Here is a 16,332-nt window from a genome sequence, read left to right as displayed (position 1 = left end):
GAGAAGTAATAAAAGAACAACAGTAGGTGTACGCAGTGGATTCAGTTATATTGCAGTTAAAGAAGGACTTTTATTCGCAGATTCGTGCGTTTCAAACACCGAAGCTGCCACAAGTGACTTCAACTCTCGCCGTCTTAACAGACGAAGAAATTCAAGAACTCGAAGCGGTATGGATAGAATTAGCGGTTTGGAAACGTAGCCAAACTCATTAAGATTCCTTTTCATGCTCTAACCTTTACCAACCCCAGGCAAAAATTTGTCTGGGGTTTTTTATTGTAGTTTTATAAAATTGTTATACTATAACAATTCATCAGCGCAGCAAGATAAGTGATCGTCTTTGTTCGCGGAAGGGGATAAGATCAACCCAATTGTGATCTCAACATTGAAAAATGCGGTATCAATCCCCATAGTTGAAGAGCAATAAGTGAATCCCATGAATGCAATAACAAAAACGCATCAAGCGCATCAAGCAATAAATCGAGTGAGTATAGATATGGCGGAAGTACGTGCCAGAGTAGATTTTAAAGTCGGGGCTAAAAGTAATATCGATGCTGAGATCCTGTCTTTCCGTGGCCTTAAGACAGATAAAGAGCATGTGGCAGTTATTTTTAAACAAGTGGATCAAACGCAAGACACGCCGCTAGTGCGTATGCATTCCGAGTGTCTGACTGGCGATGTTTTCCACTCATCTCGCTGTGACTGCGGTGAGCAGTTAGAAGAAACGATCCAACGTATGGGCGAATCTGGCGGCGTGATCCTTTACCTTCGCCAAGAGGGCCGTGGTATCGGTTTGTACAACAAGATTGATGCGTATCGTCTGCAAAGTCAGGGGATGAACACTTACGAAGCAAACAACCATTTAGGCTTTGATGATGATTTAAGAGACTTCACCGAAGCGGCACAAATGTTAGAAGCGTTAGGTATCAAGAAAATTCGTCTTGTGACCAATAACCCTAAGAAAATCCGTGAATTAGCGGAATACGGAATTGAGATTGTCGAAGTTGTCAATACTTCGGCGCACATTAAAGATGGTAATGAAAACTATCTTAGAGCGAAAGTTTCTCACGGCAAACATAACCTAAAGGTTTAATCCTAAAGAGAAAACTGTCAATTATGAATGTTAAAAGCCTCACAGTGATGAGGCTTTTTTTGTATCTGTAGTTGCAAATAAATTGTAAATTTGTATTATCTCGTGACTAAAAGTGCAAATAAGAATAATTAGCACTACGAATATAACAAATGAATTGCTCAACAAGGATGCTTCAGATGAATGCAAAAACAGTATTAGTCCAATCTATTGCTGCTTCACTCCTCATTGCCAGTGGTACTACCGTTGCTGCTCAAGTAACAAAACAACAAGTTGTTGAACATTATGCAGATGTGGCTCACGCCGTATTTGCTGACTCACTGACGACGGCAAAAACGTTGGAAGTGAAAATCGATGAATTTTTAAAAGCACCATCTGAGGCAAAGCTTGAAGACGTTAAGCAAGCTTGGCTAGAGTCCCGCGTGCCATACCAACAGTCTGAAGTTTTCCGTTTTGGCAACGCAGTAGTCGACGATTGGGAAGGTCAACTTAATGCCTGGCCACTTGACGAAGGTCTTATCGATTATGTAGCTGCTGACTACCAATATGAGCTTGGTAACGAAGGTGCAGCGGCAAATATCATTGCCAACACAAGCCTAACTATCGGCCCGTCTAAGCTTGACGTGGCAAAAATTACTCCAGAATTACTTGCTAGCTTGAACGAAGTGGGTGGCTCAGAAGCAAACGTAGCCACGGGCTATCACGCGATTGAATTCCTTCTATGGGGACAAGATCTGAACGGCACAAATGCAGGTGCAGGTCAGCGTGCGTACACGGACTTTGTTGTTGGTTCTGGTTGTACAAATGGTCACTGCGATCGTCGCGGTGAGTACTTAAAAGCCGCGGTCGATCTACTGGTTCAAGATCTTGAATGGATGGAAAAACAGTGGTCTGCTGATGAAAAAGGCAACTACCGTCAAGAGCTACTAAAAGGTTCTGCAGAGAATGGTCTACGTAAAATGCTGTTTGGTATGGGCTCTTTGTCTTTGGGTGAGTTAGCTGGTGAGCGTATGAAAGTTGCGCTAGAAGCGAACTCTACGGAAGACGAGCACGATTGCTTCTCGGATAACACGCACAACTCGCATTACTACAACGAGCAAGGTATCTACAACGTTTATACGGGTACATACAGCCGCCAAGATGGCACGGTTCTTACTGGTCCAAGTATCGCAAACCTAGTTGCTCAGGAAGATAAGAAAGCCGCTGAAGAAATCCAGAAGCAATTTGACGTAACACGCAGTCAAGTTGGCGAGTTGGTGACTTCTGCTGAAAAACACAATCAGCATTTCGACCAACTTATTGCCGCGGGTAATGCTCAAGGCAATGCTCTGGTTAACGACACCATCATGGCGTTGGTTGCACAAACAGGTGCTATTGAGCGCGCAGCGGGTATTGTCGGCATCGATAGCCTAAGCCCAGACACCGCAGACCACGAGTTTTAAGAACACATAATAATAAACAAGGGCTCATCGTGAGCCCTTTTGCCGTTAGAGCTCGTTGTTATCCATTCATATAAGAGCAGTGATATGAAGCCATACCTACTTTCCGCCTTTGCCGCGATCCTTTCGACTTCTGCCATGGCTTACGATGTTAAGTCTGGTGGCAACACCAGTGTCAAAAAAGACGGTGCTAATGCCTATTCATTACCCGCGACGAACTTGCCAATGAGTAAGCGACTTGATTTTAGTGTGGGTAATAGTTTTTTCCGTAACCCATGGGTGCAAGCGCCAGCGACTACAGATGCTAGAGACGGTCTTGGCCCGCTTTTCAACACCAATGGTTGTCAGAATTGCCACATAAAAGATGGTCGTGGGCATCCTCCTGAAAAAGACGACATTCATGCTGTGTCTATGTTGGTGCGTTTGAGTATCCCGGCGATGACGCCAAAGCAGAAGAAAGCTTACATCATGGATGGCGGTATTCCGGAGCCTACGTATGGTGGGCAACTGCAAGATTTTGCTCTGCAAGACCAAACGCCGGAGGGCAAAATTGCTATTACTTATACGGACGTTCCCGTTGAGTTTAAAGATGGCAAAAAAGTGACGTTGAGAAAGCCTACGCTGAAAATTACCGATTTAGGTTATGGGGACATGCACCCTGATACGCAGTTTTCCGCTCGTGTCGCGCCACCTATGATTGGTTTAGGTTTGCTAGAAAGTATTCCTGATGAAACGTTGCTTAAGTGGGCAGACGAAAATGACCGTGATAACGATGGCATCTCAGGCAAGGTGAATAAAGTTTGGGACATCGAAAAAGGCGACTTTTCGCTTGGCCGTTTTGGATGGAAAGCAGGACAACCAACATTGATGCAGCAAAATGCGGCCGCGTTTAATGGTGATGTTGGTCTAACAAGTCACTTGTTCCCGAATGAAAATTGCACGGCGAAGCAACCCCTTTGTGAGGAGTTGCCAAATGGCGGCAAGCCAGAAGTAAGCCAAAACATACTCGACTTCGTAGAGTTTTACAGCCAACACTTAGCCGTGCCGATTCGTCGAAATGTGAATGATCCTGTTGTCCAGCTTGGCCAAAAGATCTTTGCTGCTTCGGGGTGCGAAAGCTGTCATAAAACCAGTGTAAAAACGACAAAACGAGCAGACCGGACTGCGCTTTCAGAGCAACTTATCCACCCGTATACCGATCTGCTGTTGCATGACATGGGAGAGGGCCTTGCTGATCATCGACCTGAATATCTTGCCAATGGCCGTGAATGGCGTACGCCACCACTTTGGGGGATTGGTTACACAGAAGAAGTGAACGGTCACACGTATTTCTTACATGATGGTCGAGCACGTAACTTGATGGAAGCGGTGCTTTGGCATGGTGGTGAAGCGGAACAAGCGAAACAAAACGTGTTATCGCTGAACCAAAAAGAACGTGACGCATTGATCGCGTTTCTGAACTCTCTGTAAGGATGCAACCATGAAGAAAACAACATTAGTGAGCGCTGTTGTTGCGACGCTAAGCTTAGTTGGTTGCCAATCGACAACGAGCTCGTCGGATGCAAAACCTGAGCAAACTAGCCATATTTCTCAAGCTGTTTACGAAGTGGAGTTTCATGCCGCACAGTCATTTTTAAGCCAAGCTTCGCAGTTAGAGCAGAGCTTTGCTGATTTTTGTTCGGCGCCGAAAAATGACGTGGAATCAGTACAACAACAATGGCACAGCACCATGTTGGCTTGGATGGCGCTTCAAGGACAGGAACGTGGCCCCGCGACCGCGCTGGAGCAAAGCTGGAACGTACAATTCTGGCCCGATAAAAAAAATACCACCGGGCGTAAAATGTCGGCGCTGACTAAAGCCGATAAAGTTTGGACAGTGGAAGAGATCTCGACACAAAGCGTGACTGTGCAAGGTCTGGGGGCGTTGGAATGGTTACTTTATGATGATGCATCCACGCTTAACACCAATAGCAATGTGTGTGAATCAGGTGTTGCGATTGCCGAAAACTTGCACGATAAAGCACAGATCATCGCTAACTCTTGGGCTGAAAACCCGTGGAAGTCTTTGCAAAAGACAGAGTGGGAATCGGAGTACATTTCGCTGCTTTCTAACCAGCTAGAATACAGCATGAAAAAGCTCAGCCGTCCGCTAGCCAAGATAGGGCATCCTCGTCCTTACTTCTCGGAGTCTTGGCGCTCAGAAACCTCGCTCTCTAACTTAAAAGCTAACCTAGAAAGCTTGCATCAGTTGTATTTTGCGAACGGTAAAGGTTTAGATGCGCTGTTAAGGGCGCAAGGTAAAACGCAATTGGCGGATCGCGTCGCGTATCAGTTTGACATGGCTTTAGAGACTTGGCCTGAAGATAAAAGCCTGTTCTCTGCACTACAAAGTGTGGACGGATATCGTTTGGTTCTCGCGCAATACAACAAGCTAGAACAACTTAAATACCTCATCCATGAAGAGGTGGCTATCGAGCTTGGTGTCGTTATAGGGTTTAATGCAACCGATGGTGACTGATCAAACCCGCCGAACGCTTCTAAAAGCGGCATTGTTAGGAGCGGCAACTCCCGTGTTGCCGTTTGGTTGTGCGGCGACAACAAAGCGAGAGCCCGCATTGATTGGTTGTTCCATTGTCGGGCGAGATAAGTTTGCTGCCGTGGTGGCTGATGAACATGGAATGCCTATTTCGACGTTACCTATCCCTGAACGTGGACATGGCGTGGCGACCAATCAGCATGGCCACGCGGTTGTTTTTGGTCGACGTCCTGGCACTTTCTTTATGGTGTTCGACTATCGAACAGAACAAATGCTCAAGTTGGAACTGGCAAAACCGGAGCGCCATTTTTACGGCCACGGCGTTTATTCTCACGATGGTCTTTATCTCTTCGCTACGGAAGGCGAAAGAGGCACTAGCCGAGGTATCATCGGTGTTTACGATGTTAAAAACCAATACCGAAAAATCGCTGAGTTATCGGGATTCGGCATTGGGCCTCATGAAGTGATCATGATGCCCGATGGCACGTTAGCGATTGGTGTGGGTGGGGTGCATACTAATGGTCGTGAGCCTTTGAATTTGGACAGCATGACGCCAAGCTTGAGCTACCTTTCGCAAAACGGCGAGTTGCTTGATCAAGTTGCGTTGCCGGATCATAAGCTGAGCATTCGTCATCTTGCGCATGATGGTTCAGAAACGGTGTTGTGCGGCCAGCAATATCGCGGAGAACCTGACGAATATCCTGCTTTGCTCGCCATGCATACGCGTGGAGGAGAGATGCAAACACTGCAAGCAGAACCTGAAGAATGGGCACGCTTTAATCACTATATAGCCAGTATTGCTGCAACCAATGATTGGATTTTAGCAACATCACCTCCGGGCAGTTGTTATGGCATTTGGTCTAAAGAAACGGGCAAGCTGGTGGAGCTGAATGCACTGCCAGATGCGTCTGGTGTGGTGATTTACGGCGATGAGTTTCGCGTCAGTTCTGGAGCGGGAAAAGTCGTTGAACAGAAACCTTCGCAATTCAAAAACGCATACTCAAGCGGCGTTCAATGGGACAATCATTGGTCACGAATTATTTAAAAAGTTCAATAAATAATCTCTTATTGAGAGATTTGTTGTCGATTTCGTCACCAGATTCTTAATTTTAAACCTGCAAGCTGTGAGATATTTGCCATACTTTTTTTATGGCAAGTAGCGCAAGGATCGTTTCAGTGTTTGCTAGGGTTTTAATAATGACGGCACTTATGGTGCCGTTTTGCAGCTTTTCTACCGTGGTTTCTCTCGATGCTTCTGCCCAAACGGAGCAAGAAGGGGCCGTAGAGCAGTTGTCTGTCGAAAAAATGATCCATTATCCAACGGTGATTGATCAACTTTATCAAAGTACGAATTACCGTTTGAATTGGGAAAATGAGAGCGATGTTGAACAGTTCATTTTTCAGATGAAGCTGGTTGCGCTTGCTGACGTTTCTAAAGAGTTTGACAACCAACTGCATCGTATTAACCAAGTAAGATGGAAAGGAGACAACCTTGACTTCGATTTGGTGATGACCGATTCCCTCCTTATGTACCTCAGCTATCTTGAGCAGGTTCCTCAAGAAGGCGTTAACTGGTTGTTTGCAAATAAAGCCCATGTGAGCTTTCCTGCGCCTAGTGTGGATACGCTATCGGTACTGAGCAATGAGATCACGGTAGGGAAGCTGGATCAGTTTTTAGCCAGCTTGCGCTCGCCTTTGCAAATGGATGCCTCATTTAATACGGTATTTGCTTCGCTTTCTGAATTCTCGCAATATCAATATCCTTTCTATGAGCAAAAAGGTCTGTTGCGCGTCGGTGATCCGATAGAAAACAAATCAACCCTTGTTGAACGCATGGCGATCGTCGGAGTGGATGTCAGTTACATCGATTCAGAAATACCGCAATACGATGAAAATTTGGAGCTGGCGGTGAAAGAGTTCCAGCGTATTCATGGCTTGAACCAAGATGGCGTAATTGGTCCGAACACCATTCGTTGGATCAACTTCTCTCCTCAACAACGTTTGCACTTGCTGGCATTGAATGCTGAGCGTTCTCGTATTTGGGCGAAAGAACGAGACAATGTCGTGTTTGTGAACGTGCCGGGTTATGAAGTTACGTACTGGCATGATGGTCAGCCACTGTTTGAATCAAAAGTTGTGGTTGGTCGAGCTTCAAGAAAAACCCCAATCATGACTGGAACGCTAGATTCGGTGATTTTAAATCCTACTTGGAATGTGCCTTGGAAAATCATGGTGAAAGACATTATTCCAAAAGTGAAACGCAATCCGATGTATTTAATGGAACATAACATTCAAATCATCCGTTCTTGGACCTCGCGCGAAATCATCGATCCAACCACGATCAACTGGGCAACAGTTAATCCAAGAACCTTCCCGTACCGCATGCGTCAGGCTTCTGGTTCGCACAATGCGTTGGGTTTGTACAAGTTCAACATGCCGAACCCACAAGCCATATATCTACACGACACTCCAAGTAAAAACTTGTTCCAACAAGATAGAAGGGCGTTTAGCTCGGGTTGTGTTCGAGTAGAAAACGCCGATCAACTTGCAGAGCTTCTGTTCAAAACTCAAGGTTTGGAAGAGCGTTTAGAGAAAAAGCGGGAAAGCGCTCGTTCATCAACGACTTCGGTGCCACTAGGGGAGCGTATTCCGGTACACATCATCTACCAAACAGCTTGGTTGGAAGAAGGTACGCTGTATTACCGAGATGACATCTACAAATACGACCATCAAGGCTAAGCCTGCCATGGCTCGTAAATTTAAGAAAATTTACAATTCTAAAAAATCGTTTTCTGTTCAATAAGTAAACAAAAAATTCAGCGCGACTTCGATATTCCGGACCAATTTATGCATTTGACGAGATAAATTGGTTTCGGTATCGTCCGCTTTCTTTGTTTAGTAATTGAGCAGTGTTTTTGTTTATGGTAAGTCGTAATTTTTCTCGCCGTGATTTCCTTAAAATGACCGCTGGTGGTGTCGTACTGGCGTCTGCAATGCCTACACTTTCATGGGCTTCACTTCCGGATGAACCACGCGTGTTAGCCATGAATAACTTGAATACGGGTGAGCTTCTCGAGACGTGCTACTTCGATGGCAATCGCTACGTCGGCAAAGAATTGCAGCGTTTGAATGAGTTCTGCCGTGATCATCGCCGTAATGAAGTGCATCCAATGGATAAACGTCTGTTCGATCAAATCAGCCAAATTCAAAAGCTCATCGGTACTGAATCCGAAGTTATCGTGATTTCTGGCTACCGTTCTCCTGTGACCAATGCGTCCCTGCGCAGCGGTTCTACTGGTGTTGCTAAGAAGAGTCTACACATGGAAGGGAAGGCGATTGATTTTCGTCTCGATGGTGTAAAGCTGTCTACGGTGCGTGATGCGGCAATCAGTTTGAAGGCTGGTGGTGTTGGATACTATCCGGGCAGCAACTTTGTCCACATTGATACGGGTGCAGTACGCAGTTGGTAAGCCTATTTTAGGGCTGGCGTAAGTCTTGAAGTCGCCTAGGGTTAGTGTCATAGTTGCGGCAGTTTTAACGCAAATTTATTCGGTAATAGGTTATCTATGGCTCTGAAATACCAAGTTGTCCCAGTGACTTCTTTTTCTCAAAACTGTTCTATCGTGTGGTGTGACGAAACGATGAAAGGCATCGTTGTTGACCCAGGCGGTGACGAAAAACAGCTTGCAATGCTCATCAAAGAGCTGGGTGTTGATGTGGTGAAATTGGTATTGACCCATGGTCACTTAGATCACGTTGGCGGTACTGAGCCATTATCAGCGCTGTTAGGCGGAACTGAAATCGTTGGTCCGCACAAAGCGGATAACTTCTGGCTACAAGGTTTGGAAGGGCAAAGCAAAATGTTCGGTTTCCCTCTAACTGAGGCATTTGAGCCGAATCAATGGTTGAATGATGGTGACGTTGTCACTTTTGGTAATCAAAAGCTGGATGTTATCCATACCCCTGGCCATACGCCAGGTCACGTAGTGCTTTATAGTGAAGAAGCGCGTTTAGCGTTTGTTGGTGATGTCCTGTTTAACGGTAGCATTGGTCGTACTGACTTCCCTCAAGGTGACTTCAATACGTTGATTAGTTCAATTAAAGAGAAACTTTGGCCTCTAGGTAACGATGTTACATTTGTACCGGGTCATGGTCCTCAATCTACCTTCGGTCACGAGCGCAAAACCAACCCGTTTGTTGCTGACGAGATGCCACTATACTAGCGCCTTATCTGTACTCGTTATTATTCTGGCTCGGCGGCCGCTAAGTATCGCCGAGTCAGCCCTACAAATTCGTCGGCTTCCCTGTCTAAATCACTGGCAGAAATAAACACATCATAGCCGTAAAATTCTCTCTGATACTTCATTCTATTCGCCAGCATGGCTTGCAAACCGTCGTATTGTTTTCCCGCTTTGCTAGTGTACGGTTGTGGGTCGAGCACCATATCTTCAAATTTCTCTTCACAATGGTTCTGCCTTGCGCCCAAATACAACAAAGCGCGTTGGCTAAGTAAAATCTCCGTCGCGATACGCGGGCAAATTGCATCAAGGTAAGGGGAATAGTGCTTCAAGCGGATGCCTATCCACGGGAGCGGTTGATGCCAACCGTCTTGTTGATAACTGCATATACCAATGGACTCAATATTTCGCCAACGGACAACCCAACCGCCTTTAAACAGGTGTTGTTGAAAGTGCGAGGCGGTCAGTGTGAAAGTGACTTGGCTTTTCTTAATCATCAAGACGGCGAAACCGACGATGATTGCCATCAAAATGACGGAAAGCATTGCTTGTTTCCAACCCGGAGAAATCACGACAAGAAATAGTGTAATGAGCGCTACCAGCAACAAAATCAATCTGTTGATTGGCGAATCAGACTTGAAGTGTGAATTTGTTAGATGCAGCGTTTCCATGCTCATACCTCAATGAATACTCTAAATAAAATCGAGATTTCTTGATATGCAGCTTGATGCTTTTAATCAAAACGAAACCTCTGTTTTTATACCCAGTATTCAATAAATCCGTTCACAAATGATCTGTTTAAATAGTAGACGTTCTAAGCTTTGAGCGCATTTTTCGTAGCGTTTCGCCGCTAAAACCTACAAATCGATTGTAAATTTTGGTATAAAACGCGCTTCAAATTTTCATCCCTGCTGAGATGCAGTGAACTGGAGAAATATTCAATGAGACTTGCTCATAAGCGTAAAGTGCAGATGAAACTGCAAAAACGCATTAAAGCGACAGTAGCAAACCTAGCTGCAGCACCAAAAACAGCAAAGCCTGTTGCGGAAAAAGCAGCAGTAAAACCTGTTGTGGAGAAAGCAGTAGCTGAGAAGAAAGTAGCTGCAGCGAAAACTGTTGATGTTGCACTTACTCCTAAGCAACAACAAGTACTAGACATCGTTGTAGCGAATGCTGAAGGTATCAACCCTAAAGGCATCGGTTTAGCAGCGGGTCAAGAAGACGCTAAAGCAGCATCATGGGCTACTGGCGCACTGAAGAAGCTTCTTGAAGAAAACCTAGTTCAAAAAGAGCAGTTGGCAGGTAACAAAGTTATCTACAAAGCAGTTTAATTACCGCTATTGTTCTGTTTTTATACAATGCCTCGGTGATCGCCGAGGTATTTTTTTGCCCTAATTTCTTAACTTTCCCTTCTAAACAAGCGTGTATTTTAGCGATACAAAAATGGCGTTTGTCACATTTTTTTAAATACTGTGTAAATTTTTTGGCAAGTTAATACGTAAGTAGCTTTCCAAATAATGCCTTTCATGCCTGATTCATAACTTAATGATTTAAGGCGTTATAACATTACCACCATCTAATCTCCTACGTATAAATACGTAATACTAAGGGCTAATCAGGTTATTGATACTAAGATAACTTGCGTGTTCACGCCCATTTCGAATTAGACAACATTGTTACATCTTTATACCCAAGTTACTTCAAGCGTCGCTACTCGGCTCGTGTTTTGACATGAGAATGGTGCTGGTCAGCTTGCCGTACTTCAAATCCGTATGAAATGGATGACAACAATAACCTTGGTGACAAAGGACGTGAACGATGAGTCTTATCCAAAAATCTTTGAAACGAGTGCTCAAAATGACTGCCGTAGTGGCAGCGATGACATTCGTGGCAACTTCTGCAAGTGCTGCTGAAAAAGTATATCGCCTAAAGCTGGCTGAAACGTGGGGGCCTAACTTCCCAATCTTTGGCGACACGACGAAAAATATGGCGAAAATGGCAGAGGAAATGTCAAATGGTCGTCTACAAATTCGTATCGACTCTGCGAACAAACACAAAGCACCATTTGGCGTATTTGACATGGTGAAATCCGGCCAATACGACATGGGACACTCTGCGTCTTATTACTGGAAAGGCAAAGTGCCAAACACGCTTTACTTCACTTCTATGCCTTTCGGAATGTTGCCGACAGAACAATACGCATGGTTCTACTACGGTGGCGGGATGGAGTTGATGGAGAAGGTTTACTCTCCGCACAATTTGATGTCTTTCCCTGGTGGTAACACCGATGTTCAGATGGGTGGCTGGTTCCAAAAAGAAATTAAGTCGGTCGATGACCTGCAAGGGTTGAAGATGCGTATTCCGGGTTTTGCGGGTGAAATCTTGGCAGAATTAGGCGCGAAGCCAACCAACATTGCACCGGGTGAGCTTTATACCTCACTTGAGCGTCGCACTATCGATGCGTTGGAGTGGGTAGGTCCGTCTTTGGATTTACGTATGGGCTTTCACAAAATTGCGCCTTACTACTACACAGGTTGGCATGAGCCTGCGACTGAGCTTCAGTTCCTCGTCAATAAGCGAACTTGGGAGCGTCTACCGGATGATCTGAAAGCAATTCTCCAAGTCGCGATGAAAACCGCTGCGTACGACATGTACACGCAATCGAAGCATGAAAGCGGCAAAAACTGGGCATCTATTCAGTCTGAGTACCCAAATGTGGAAGTAAAAGATTTCCCACCTGAGGTGATGGATGCGCTGCGTGCTGCCAATGACAAGCTGCTTAAACAGCATGCTGAAGAAGATGCGTTGGCAAAAGAGATTCAAGAATCTCAAGCGAACTACATTAAGCAAGTTCGTCCATGGTCGAACATCTCGCACCGAGCGTACTTGAATAGCCAAGCGCAATAAAAACTCGGTCTGGCCAAATCGTATGATTTGGCCGACGAGGAAGCCCAAGAAAAATTTCAAATAAAAATCATAAAAACGCTCCGTAGATACTGCGGAGCCAACCCACACGTTCCATGGAGTTCGGAATGAGAAGACGCTCCGTAGATACTGCGGAGCCAACCCACACGTTCCATGGAGTTCGGAATGAGAAGCCTTATCTATATTGAGCGAATCTTCAATCGCTTTGGTGATTTTCTGGGGTGGTTATCCAGCATCCTCTTCATTTTGTTGTTGTTGAACGTGGTGTATGACGTTGTGATGCGTTACGTGTTTAACGACGTGTCTATCGCGTTTCAAGAAATGGAGTGGCACTTATTCTCTGCTGTCTTTTTGCTTGGCGTGCCTTATGCCATCAAATCCGGCGGTCACGTCCGAGTCGACATTTTTTATGAGCGACTGTCATATAAAGCGCAATCCATCATCGACATCATCGGCACCCTGTTTTTCCTCTTTCCTTTTTGTTTGCTTGTCGCATGGTTTGGTATTGATTTCGCGAAAGAGAGTTATGCCTTGGGCGAGACGTCTGGTGACCCAGGTGGTTTGCCGTATCGATGGATAATCAAAGGCATGATCCCGGTTTCTTTCTTATTTATGGCGGTGAGTGGCGTTGGTTTGCTGCTGCACTCAGTCAATAAAATCGTTAACCCTCATCTTATCTATGCCGGTAGCAACGGTAAGTCGTAAAAGGAAGTCATTATGATCGGTATAGTGATGTTTTTTGTGGCGCTCTTTGCGCTACTGCTCGGGTTTCCCGTCGCGTTTACATTCGGCGGTATTGCTCTTATTTTTGGTGTTTGGGCAGAGGGCATGGACATGTTTGCCTTCATGCCATATCGAATTCAATCCATCATGGAAAACACGGTGCTGATGGCTGTACCGCTGTTTGTTTTCATGGGGCTCGTGCTGCAAAAAACGAAGCTAGCAGAGCAGCTGCTGGAATCGATGGGGCGTCTGTTTGGTGGCGTCCGTGGCGGCATCGCAATTTCGACGGTGCTGGTGGGCGCGCTACTTGCGGCATCGACTGGCGTAGTGGGGGCATCTGTGGTTGCCATGGGGTTGATCTCGCTGCCTGTGATGCTCAAATACAACTATGACAAAGGCCTCGCGTGCGGAACCATTTGTGCTTCAGGTACGTTGGGGCAAATTATTCCTCCTTCCATCGTACTCATTTTGCTCGGCGATGTGCTTGGCGTGCCAGTGGGAGATTTGTTCCAAGCGGCCGTGTGGCCGGGTATCGCGCTAGTGGGTGCATACGTTGTTTACATCCTTATTTACGCCAAGCTTAACCCTGAAGCAGCGCAGCCGATTGAACGTGATGAGTCACTCAGCCGCAGGGAAGAAGTGATCAAGGCGCTGAAAGCTGTATTACCACCATTGGCGTTGATCATTGTTGTGTTGGGCTCGATCTTTGCCGGTGTTGCAACGCCAACGGAATCGGCAGCACTGGGCGGGGCTGGGGCGATTGTTCTCGCCGTACTGTACAAGCAATTTAGTTGGTCAATGGTCTACGATGCGTCGAAAGAGACAGTTAAAGTGACCGCGATGGTGTTCGCGATTTTGCTGGGTGCGACGGCGTTCTCGATGGCGTTTACGTATACAGGCGGTGACTATCTGGTCGAAGAATGGATGTTGCAGATCCCGGGTGAGAAGTGGGGCTTCTTGATCATTACGATGATTGTGATTTTGATTCTGGGCTTCTTTATCGATTTCGTTGAAATCTGTTTCATCATCGTTCCTATTATCGCACCGGTTGCTGAGCTGCTCGGCATCAACATGACGTGGTTTGCTATTCTCATCGCGATGAACTTACAAACCTCCTTCTTAACACCGCCATTTGGCTTCAGCTTGTTCTATTTGAAAGGGGTTGCGCCTGCAGGCGTGACTACACGGGATATTTATCGTGGCGTGATGCCATTCATTGCGATTCAAATTCTCGTCCTTGCCTCCTTACTGTTTTTCCCAAGTTTCTACGGCATGGGGTAATGAGTAAGGAATAAAAGAGATTTTGTGAGCTGAGAGTCTTCACCTTTTGAGACAAGTTGTTAAGCTGCTCTTGGGGCATATTGACCCGTTGGGCAGCGTTTCATGGAGGGAAGGATGCCTCTCAAAGCCAAGTTAATTTTGCTGACACTGATTCCGGTGGTTTTAGTGTCGGCAAGCATCAGTTGGATTTCCATTTATCAGGCCAAAACATTGGGTCAACGAGAGGTAGAGATCTTCCATCAAAACCTCATTCAATCCAAAGAAGCGGCGCTCAAAGATACCGTTGATGTCGCATTTGATGCCATTTCCCACATTTACAACGATTCGACGATTGAAGAACGTGTCGCTAAAGCTCGAGTGAAGGCCATTCTCAATCGCCTAACTTACGGCTCTGACGGGTACTTCTTTGCTTACGATAAACACGGCACTAACCTCGTACATCCCGTTCTTCCTGAATTGGTTGGGGAGAACTTACTTCACCTAGAAGACGAAAATGGCGACAGGCTTATAGAAGCGTTGCTTTACCAAGCGCAATCCGGAGGCGGCTTTCACCAATACTTGTGGCAGAAACCCTCGACTGGCGACATTGTACCCAAGCTCAGTTACGCCGCATGGTTGGATAAATGGGAGTGGATGATTGGCACTGGTCTTTACATTGAAGATGTTAGCCAAGAAGTCGCGAACATGCGTGCTGCGGTGAACAAAAACATCGAGACCACGTTTTTTTCCGTGGTGGTGATTTTGGTGGTCACCGTGGCGGTGATCATTGTGCTGACGTTAGCCATCAATTTACATGAGCATCGACTTGCAGATAAAAACCTCAAAGAACTTGCTCACAAAACGGTGATGTTTCAAGAAGATGAGAAGAAACATTTAGCGCGCGAGTTGCACGATGGGATCAATCAGCTTCTGGTATCGAGTAAATGTCATTTGGATTTAATGAGCCATCGATTGCAAGATGAAAAGCTCAAGTCACATCTCGACAAATCACAACGTTCTTTGGTGACGGCAATTAATGAAGTGCGGCACATTTCCCATCAACTTCGCCCAAGCGCATTGGATGATATCGGTTTGGAAGCTGCGTTGACGACATTGCTGCAAGATTTCCATTCACACTCTGGAATTGATATCGACAGCCATTTTGACACTCAACAGCACAAGCTGACCTCCGAAGTCGCAACAACACTGTACCGAGTTGCGCAAGAGTCGCTAAATAACATTGAAAAGCATGCAAAAGCGAAAAAAGTGACGGTTATTTTGCAAAAAATGGGCAATATGCTGCAATTACTCATTAGAGACGATGGCGCAGGGTTTGTCGTCAACCAAGCTGTGCATCGCCAAGGGATTGGTTTGCGCAACATGCAAGAACGTGTGGAGTTTATTGGTGGCGAGTTCGAACTCATGAGTGAGCTTGGTTTAGGCACGGAAATTACCGTGCTTTTGAATTTGGATGAATTAGTTTATGGACAAACCGATTAGTGTGGTGATCGTCGATGATCACCAAGTGGTGTTAGATGGATTTATCGCGCGTTTAGAGCTGGAGCCGGACATTGATGTGATTGGCACGGCAAGCAACGGCTTGGAAGCGATTGAGGTCGTTAAGCATTTGCGACCGGATGTTGTGCTTATGGACATCAGCATGCCAATCATGAATGGCATCGAAGCAACAGGTGTGATTAAGGAGGAATTACCAGAGAGTAAAATTCTCATGCTTACGATGCATGATAACCGCGAATACATCATGAAAGTGATGCAGGCAGGGGCGGTGGGGTACATGCTCAAGGAAATTTCAGCCGAGAAAATGGTGCAAGCCATCAAAACCGTGAACCAAGGTTCAACCTATTTTTGCGAGTCCGTAACTCAGACGCTCTTTACGCAAGAAATCAAACCCGCCCATCACAAACCCAATCCGCTTAGTCGACGAGAAGAGGCGGTCTTGAGGTTGGTGGCACAAGGCAATAGCAGTAAGAAAATCGCGACGTTACTCAATATCAGCTATCGAACAGTAGAAACGCATCGTCACAATATCAAACACAAATTAGATCTGCATTCGACAGCGGAATTAGCCAAATACGCATTTGAAACGGGGCTGACGGAATAAAA

Annotated in this window: 16 protein-coding genes; 15 read left to right on the top strand and 1 reads right to left on the bottom strand. The window is 45.8% G+C overall.

The window, feature by feature from the left end; genetic code table 11:
- Window positions 1-35 precede the first annotated feature (35 nt).
- The 9 genes from OU793_RS15630 to OU793_RS15590 all read left to right on the top strand — a co-directional run bounded on the left by OU793_RS15630 (window position 36) and on the right by OU793_RS15590 (window position 9,285).
- A complete protein-coding gene (locus OU793_RS15630) occupies window positions 36-212 on the top strand; it encodes a hypothetical protein (protein ID WP_005483239.1) in 177 nt (58 codons plus the stop codon).
- Between the two features lie 221 nt (window positions 213-433).
- Window positions 434-1,090 carry a GTP cyclohydrolase II gene (gene ribA / locus OU793_RS15625; RefSeq protein WP_236578032.1) on the top strand — a complete coding sequence of 219 codons (657 nt, stop codon included), beginning with the start codon at window positions 434-436 and terminating at the stop codon, window positions 1,088-1,090.
- Between the two features lie 176 nt (window positions 1,091-1,266).
- Window positions 1,267-2,529, top strand: coding sequence for an imelysin family protein (locus tag OU793_RS15620; RefSeq protein ID WP_193237425.1), 1,263 nt, complete (start codon window positions 1,267-1,269; stop codon window positions 2,527-2,529).
- An 84-nt stretch (window positions 2,530-2,613) separates the two neighbouring features.
- On the top strand, window positions 2,614-3,996 hold the full coding sequence (locus OU793_RS15615; protein WP_180793940.1) for a di-heme oxidoredictase family protein: 1,383 nt from the start codon (window positions 2,614-2,616) through the stop codon (window positions 3,994-3,996).
- A gap of 10 nt (window positions 3,997-4,006) precedes the next feature.
- Entirely contained in the window at window positions 4,007-5,044 is a 1,038-nt protein-coding gene (locus tag OU793_RS15610; protein ID WP_140103997.1) for an imelysin family protein, read from the top strand.
- On the top strand, window positions 5,025-6,107 hold the full coding sequence (locus OU793_RS15605; RefSeq protein WP_031820295.1) for a DUF1513 domain-containing protein: 1,083 nt from the start codon (window positions 5,025-5,027) through the stop codon (window positions 6,105-6,107). The genes OU793_RS15610 and OU793_RS15605 overlap by 20 nt, the downstream gene beginning before the upstream one ends.
- Before the next feature lie 152 nt (window positions 6,108-6,259).
- Window positions 6,260-7,801 carry a murein L,D-transpeptidase gene (locus OU793_RS15600; protein WP_024702487.1) on the top strand — a complete coding sequence of 514 codons (1,542 nt, stop codon included), beginning with the start codon at window positions 6,260-6,262 and terminating at the stop codon, window positions 7,799-7,801.
- 182 nt (window positions 7,802-7,983) lie between these two features.
- Window positions 7,984-8,532: a DUF882 domain-containing protein gene (locus tag OU793_RS15595; protein ID WP_005457820.1), complete on the top strand. Its 549-nt coding sequence runs from the start codon at window positions 7,984-7,986 to the stop codon at window positions 8,530-8,532.
- A 96-nt stretch (window positions 8,533-8,628) separates the two neighbouring features.
- Complete coding sequence (locus tag OU793_RS15590; protein ID WP_020840953.1) at window positions 8,629-9,285, top strand: MBL fold metallo-hydrolase; 657 nt, start codon at window positions 8,629-8,631, stop codon at window positions 9,283-9,285.
- Between the two features lie 20 nt (window positions 9,286-9,305).
- Here OU793_RS15590 and OU793_RS15585 read toward each other — a convergent pair whose 3' ends face one another.
- Window positions 9,306-9,971, bottom strand: a complete 666-nt coding sequence (locus tag OU793_RS15585; protein ID WP_005457834.1) for a DUF2982 domain-containing protein — start codon at window positions 9,969-9,971, stop codon at window positions 9,306-9,308.
- Between the two features lie 270 nt (window positions 9,972-10,241).
- On the opposite strand from OU793_RS15585, the gene OU793_RS15580 reads away from it, so the two are divergent.
- The 6 genes from OU793_RS15580 to OU793_RS15555 all read left to right on the top strand — a co-directional run bounded on the left by OU793_RS15580 (window position 10,242) and on the right by OU793_RS15555 (window position 16,330).
- Window positions 10,242-10,631: a hypothetical protein gene (locus tag OU793_RS15580; RefSeq protein WP_005490722.1), complete on the top strand. Its 390-nt coding sequence runs from the start codon at window positions 10,242-10,244 to the stop codon at window positions 10,629-10,631.
- 487 nt (window positions 10,632-11,118) lie between these two features.
- Window positions 11,119-12,207 carry a TRAP transporter substrate-binding protein gene (locus OU793_RS15575; protein ID WP_005483136.1) on the top strand — a complete coding sequence of 363 codons (1,089 nt, stop codon included), beginning with the start codon at window positions 11,119-11,121 and terminating at the stop codon, window positions 12,205-12,207.
- 183 nt (window positions 12,208-12,390) lie between these two features.
- Window positions 12,391-12,930, top strand: coding sequence for a TRAP transporter small permease subunit (locus OU793_RS15570; RefSeq protein WP_020838784.1), 540 nt, complete (start codon window positions 12,391-12,393; stop codon window positions 12,928-12,930).
- Window positions 12,931-12,942: 12 nt separating this feature from the next.
- Window positions 12,943-14,229 carry a TRAP transporter large permease subunit gene (locus OU793_RS15565; protein ID WP_005483284.1) on the top strand — a complete coding sequence of 429 codons (1,287 nt, stop codon included), beginning with the start codon at window positions 12,943-12,945 and terminating at the stop codon, window positions 14,227-14,229.
- Between the two features lie 114 nt (window positions 14,230-14,343).
- The gene (locus OU793_RS15560) at window positions 14,344-15,708 is read left to right on the top strand and encodes a cache domain-containing protein (protein ID WP_025555770.1); all 1,365 of its coding nucleotides are present in this window, start codon (window positions 14,344-14,346) and stop codon (window positions 15,706-15,708) included.
- Window positions 15,692-16,330 (top strand): response regulator transcription factor, encoded by a 639-nt coding sequence (locus OU793_RS15555; protein WP_005458063.1) that lies wholly within the window; start codon window positions 15,692-15,694, stop codon window positions 16,328-16,330. The genes OU793_RS15560 and OU793_RS15555 overlap by 17 nt, the downstream gene beginning before the upstream one ends.
- Window positions 16,331-16,332 lie beyond the last annotated feature (2 nt).

This window comes from Vibrio sp. VP6 (assembly GCF_028823755.1).
GTDB lineage: Bacteria > Pseudomonadota > Gammaproteobacteria > Enterobacterales > Vibrionaceae > Vibrio > Vibrio parahaemolyticus.
Note: the sequence above shows the minus strand (reverse complement) of the source record. Positions and strands in the feature narration are given on the sequence as shown.

Coding starts and splice junctions, on each gene's coding strand:
- ribA (WP_236578032.1), top strand. CDS start 434: ATGAATGCAATAACAAAAACGCATCAAGCGCATCAAGCAATAAATCGA.
- OU793_RS15620 (WP_193237425.1), top strand. CDS start 1,267: ATGAATGCAAAAACAGTATTAGTCCAATCTATTGCTGCTTCACTCCTC.
- OU793_RS15615 (WP_180793940.1), top strand. CDS start 2,614: ATGAAGCCATACCTACTTTCCGCCTTTGCCGCGATCCTTTCGACTTCT.
- OU793_RS15610 (WP_140103997.1), top strand. CDS start 4,007: ATGAAGAAAACAACATTAGTGAGCGCTGTTGTTGCGACGCTAAGCTTA.
- OU793_RS15605 (WP_031820295.1), top strand. CDS start 5,025: ATGCAACCGATGGTGACTGATCAAACCCGCCGAACGCTTCTAAAAGCG.
- OU793_RS15600 (WP_024702487.1), top strand. CDS start 6,260: ATGACGGCACTTATGGTGCCGTTTTGCAGCTTTTCTACCGTGGTTTCT.
- OU793_RS15595 (WP_005457820.1), top strand. CDS start 7,984: ATGGTAAGTCGTAATTTTTCTCGCCGTGATTTCCTTAAAATGACCGCT.
- OU793_RS15590 (WP_020840953.1), top strand. CDS start 8,629: ATGGCTCTGAAATACCAAGTTGTCCCAGTGACTTCTTTTTCTCAAAAC.
- OU793_RS15585 (WP_005457834.1), bottom strand. CDS start 9,971: ATGGAAACGCTGCATCTAACAAATTCACACTTCAAGTCTGATTCGCCA.
- OU793_RS15580 (WP_005490722.1), top strand. CDS start 10,242: ATGAGACTTGCTCATAAGCGTAAAGTGCAGATGAAACTGCAAAAACGC.
- OU793_RS15575 (WP_005483136.1), top strand. CDS start 11,119: ATGAGTCTTATCCAAAAATCTTTGAAACGAGTGCTCAAAATGACTGCC.
- OU793_RS15570 (WP_020838784.1), top strand. CDS start 12,391: ATGAGAAGCCTTATCTATATTGAGCGAATCTTCAATCGCTTTGGTGAT.
- OU793_RS15565 (WP_005483284.1), top strand. CDS start 12,943: ATGATCGGTATAGTGATGTTTTTTGTGGCGCTCTTTGCGCTACTGCTC.
- OU793_RS15560 (WP_025555770.1), top strand. CDS start 14,344: ATGCCTCTCAAAGCCAAGTTAATTTTGCTGACACTGATTCCGGTGGTT.
- OU793_RS15555 (WP_005458063.1), top strand. CDS start 15,692: ATGGACAAACCGATTAGTGTGGTGATCGTCGATGATCACCAAGTGGTG.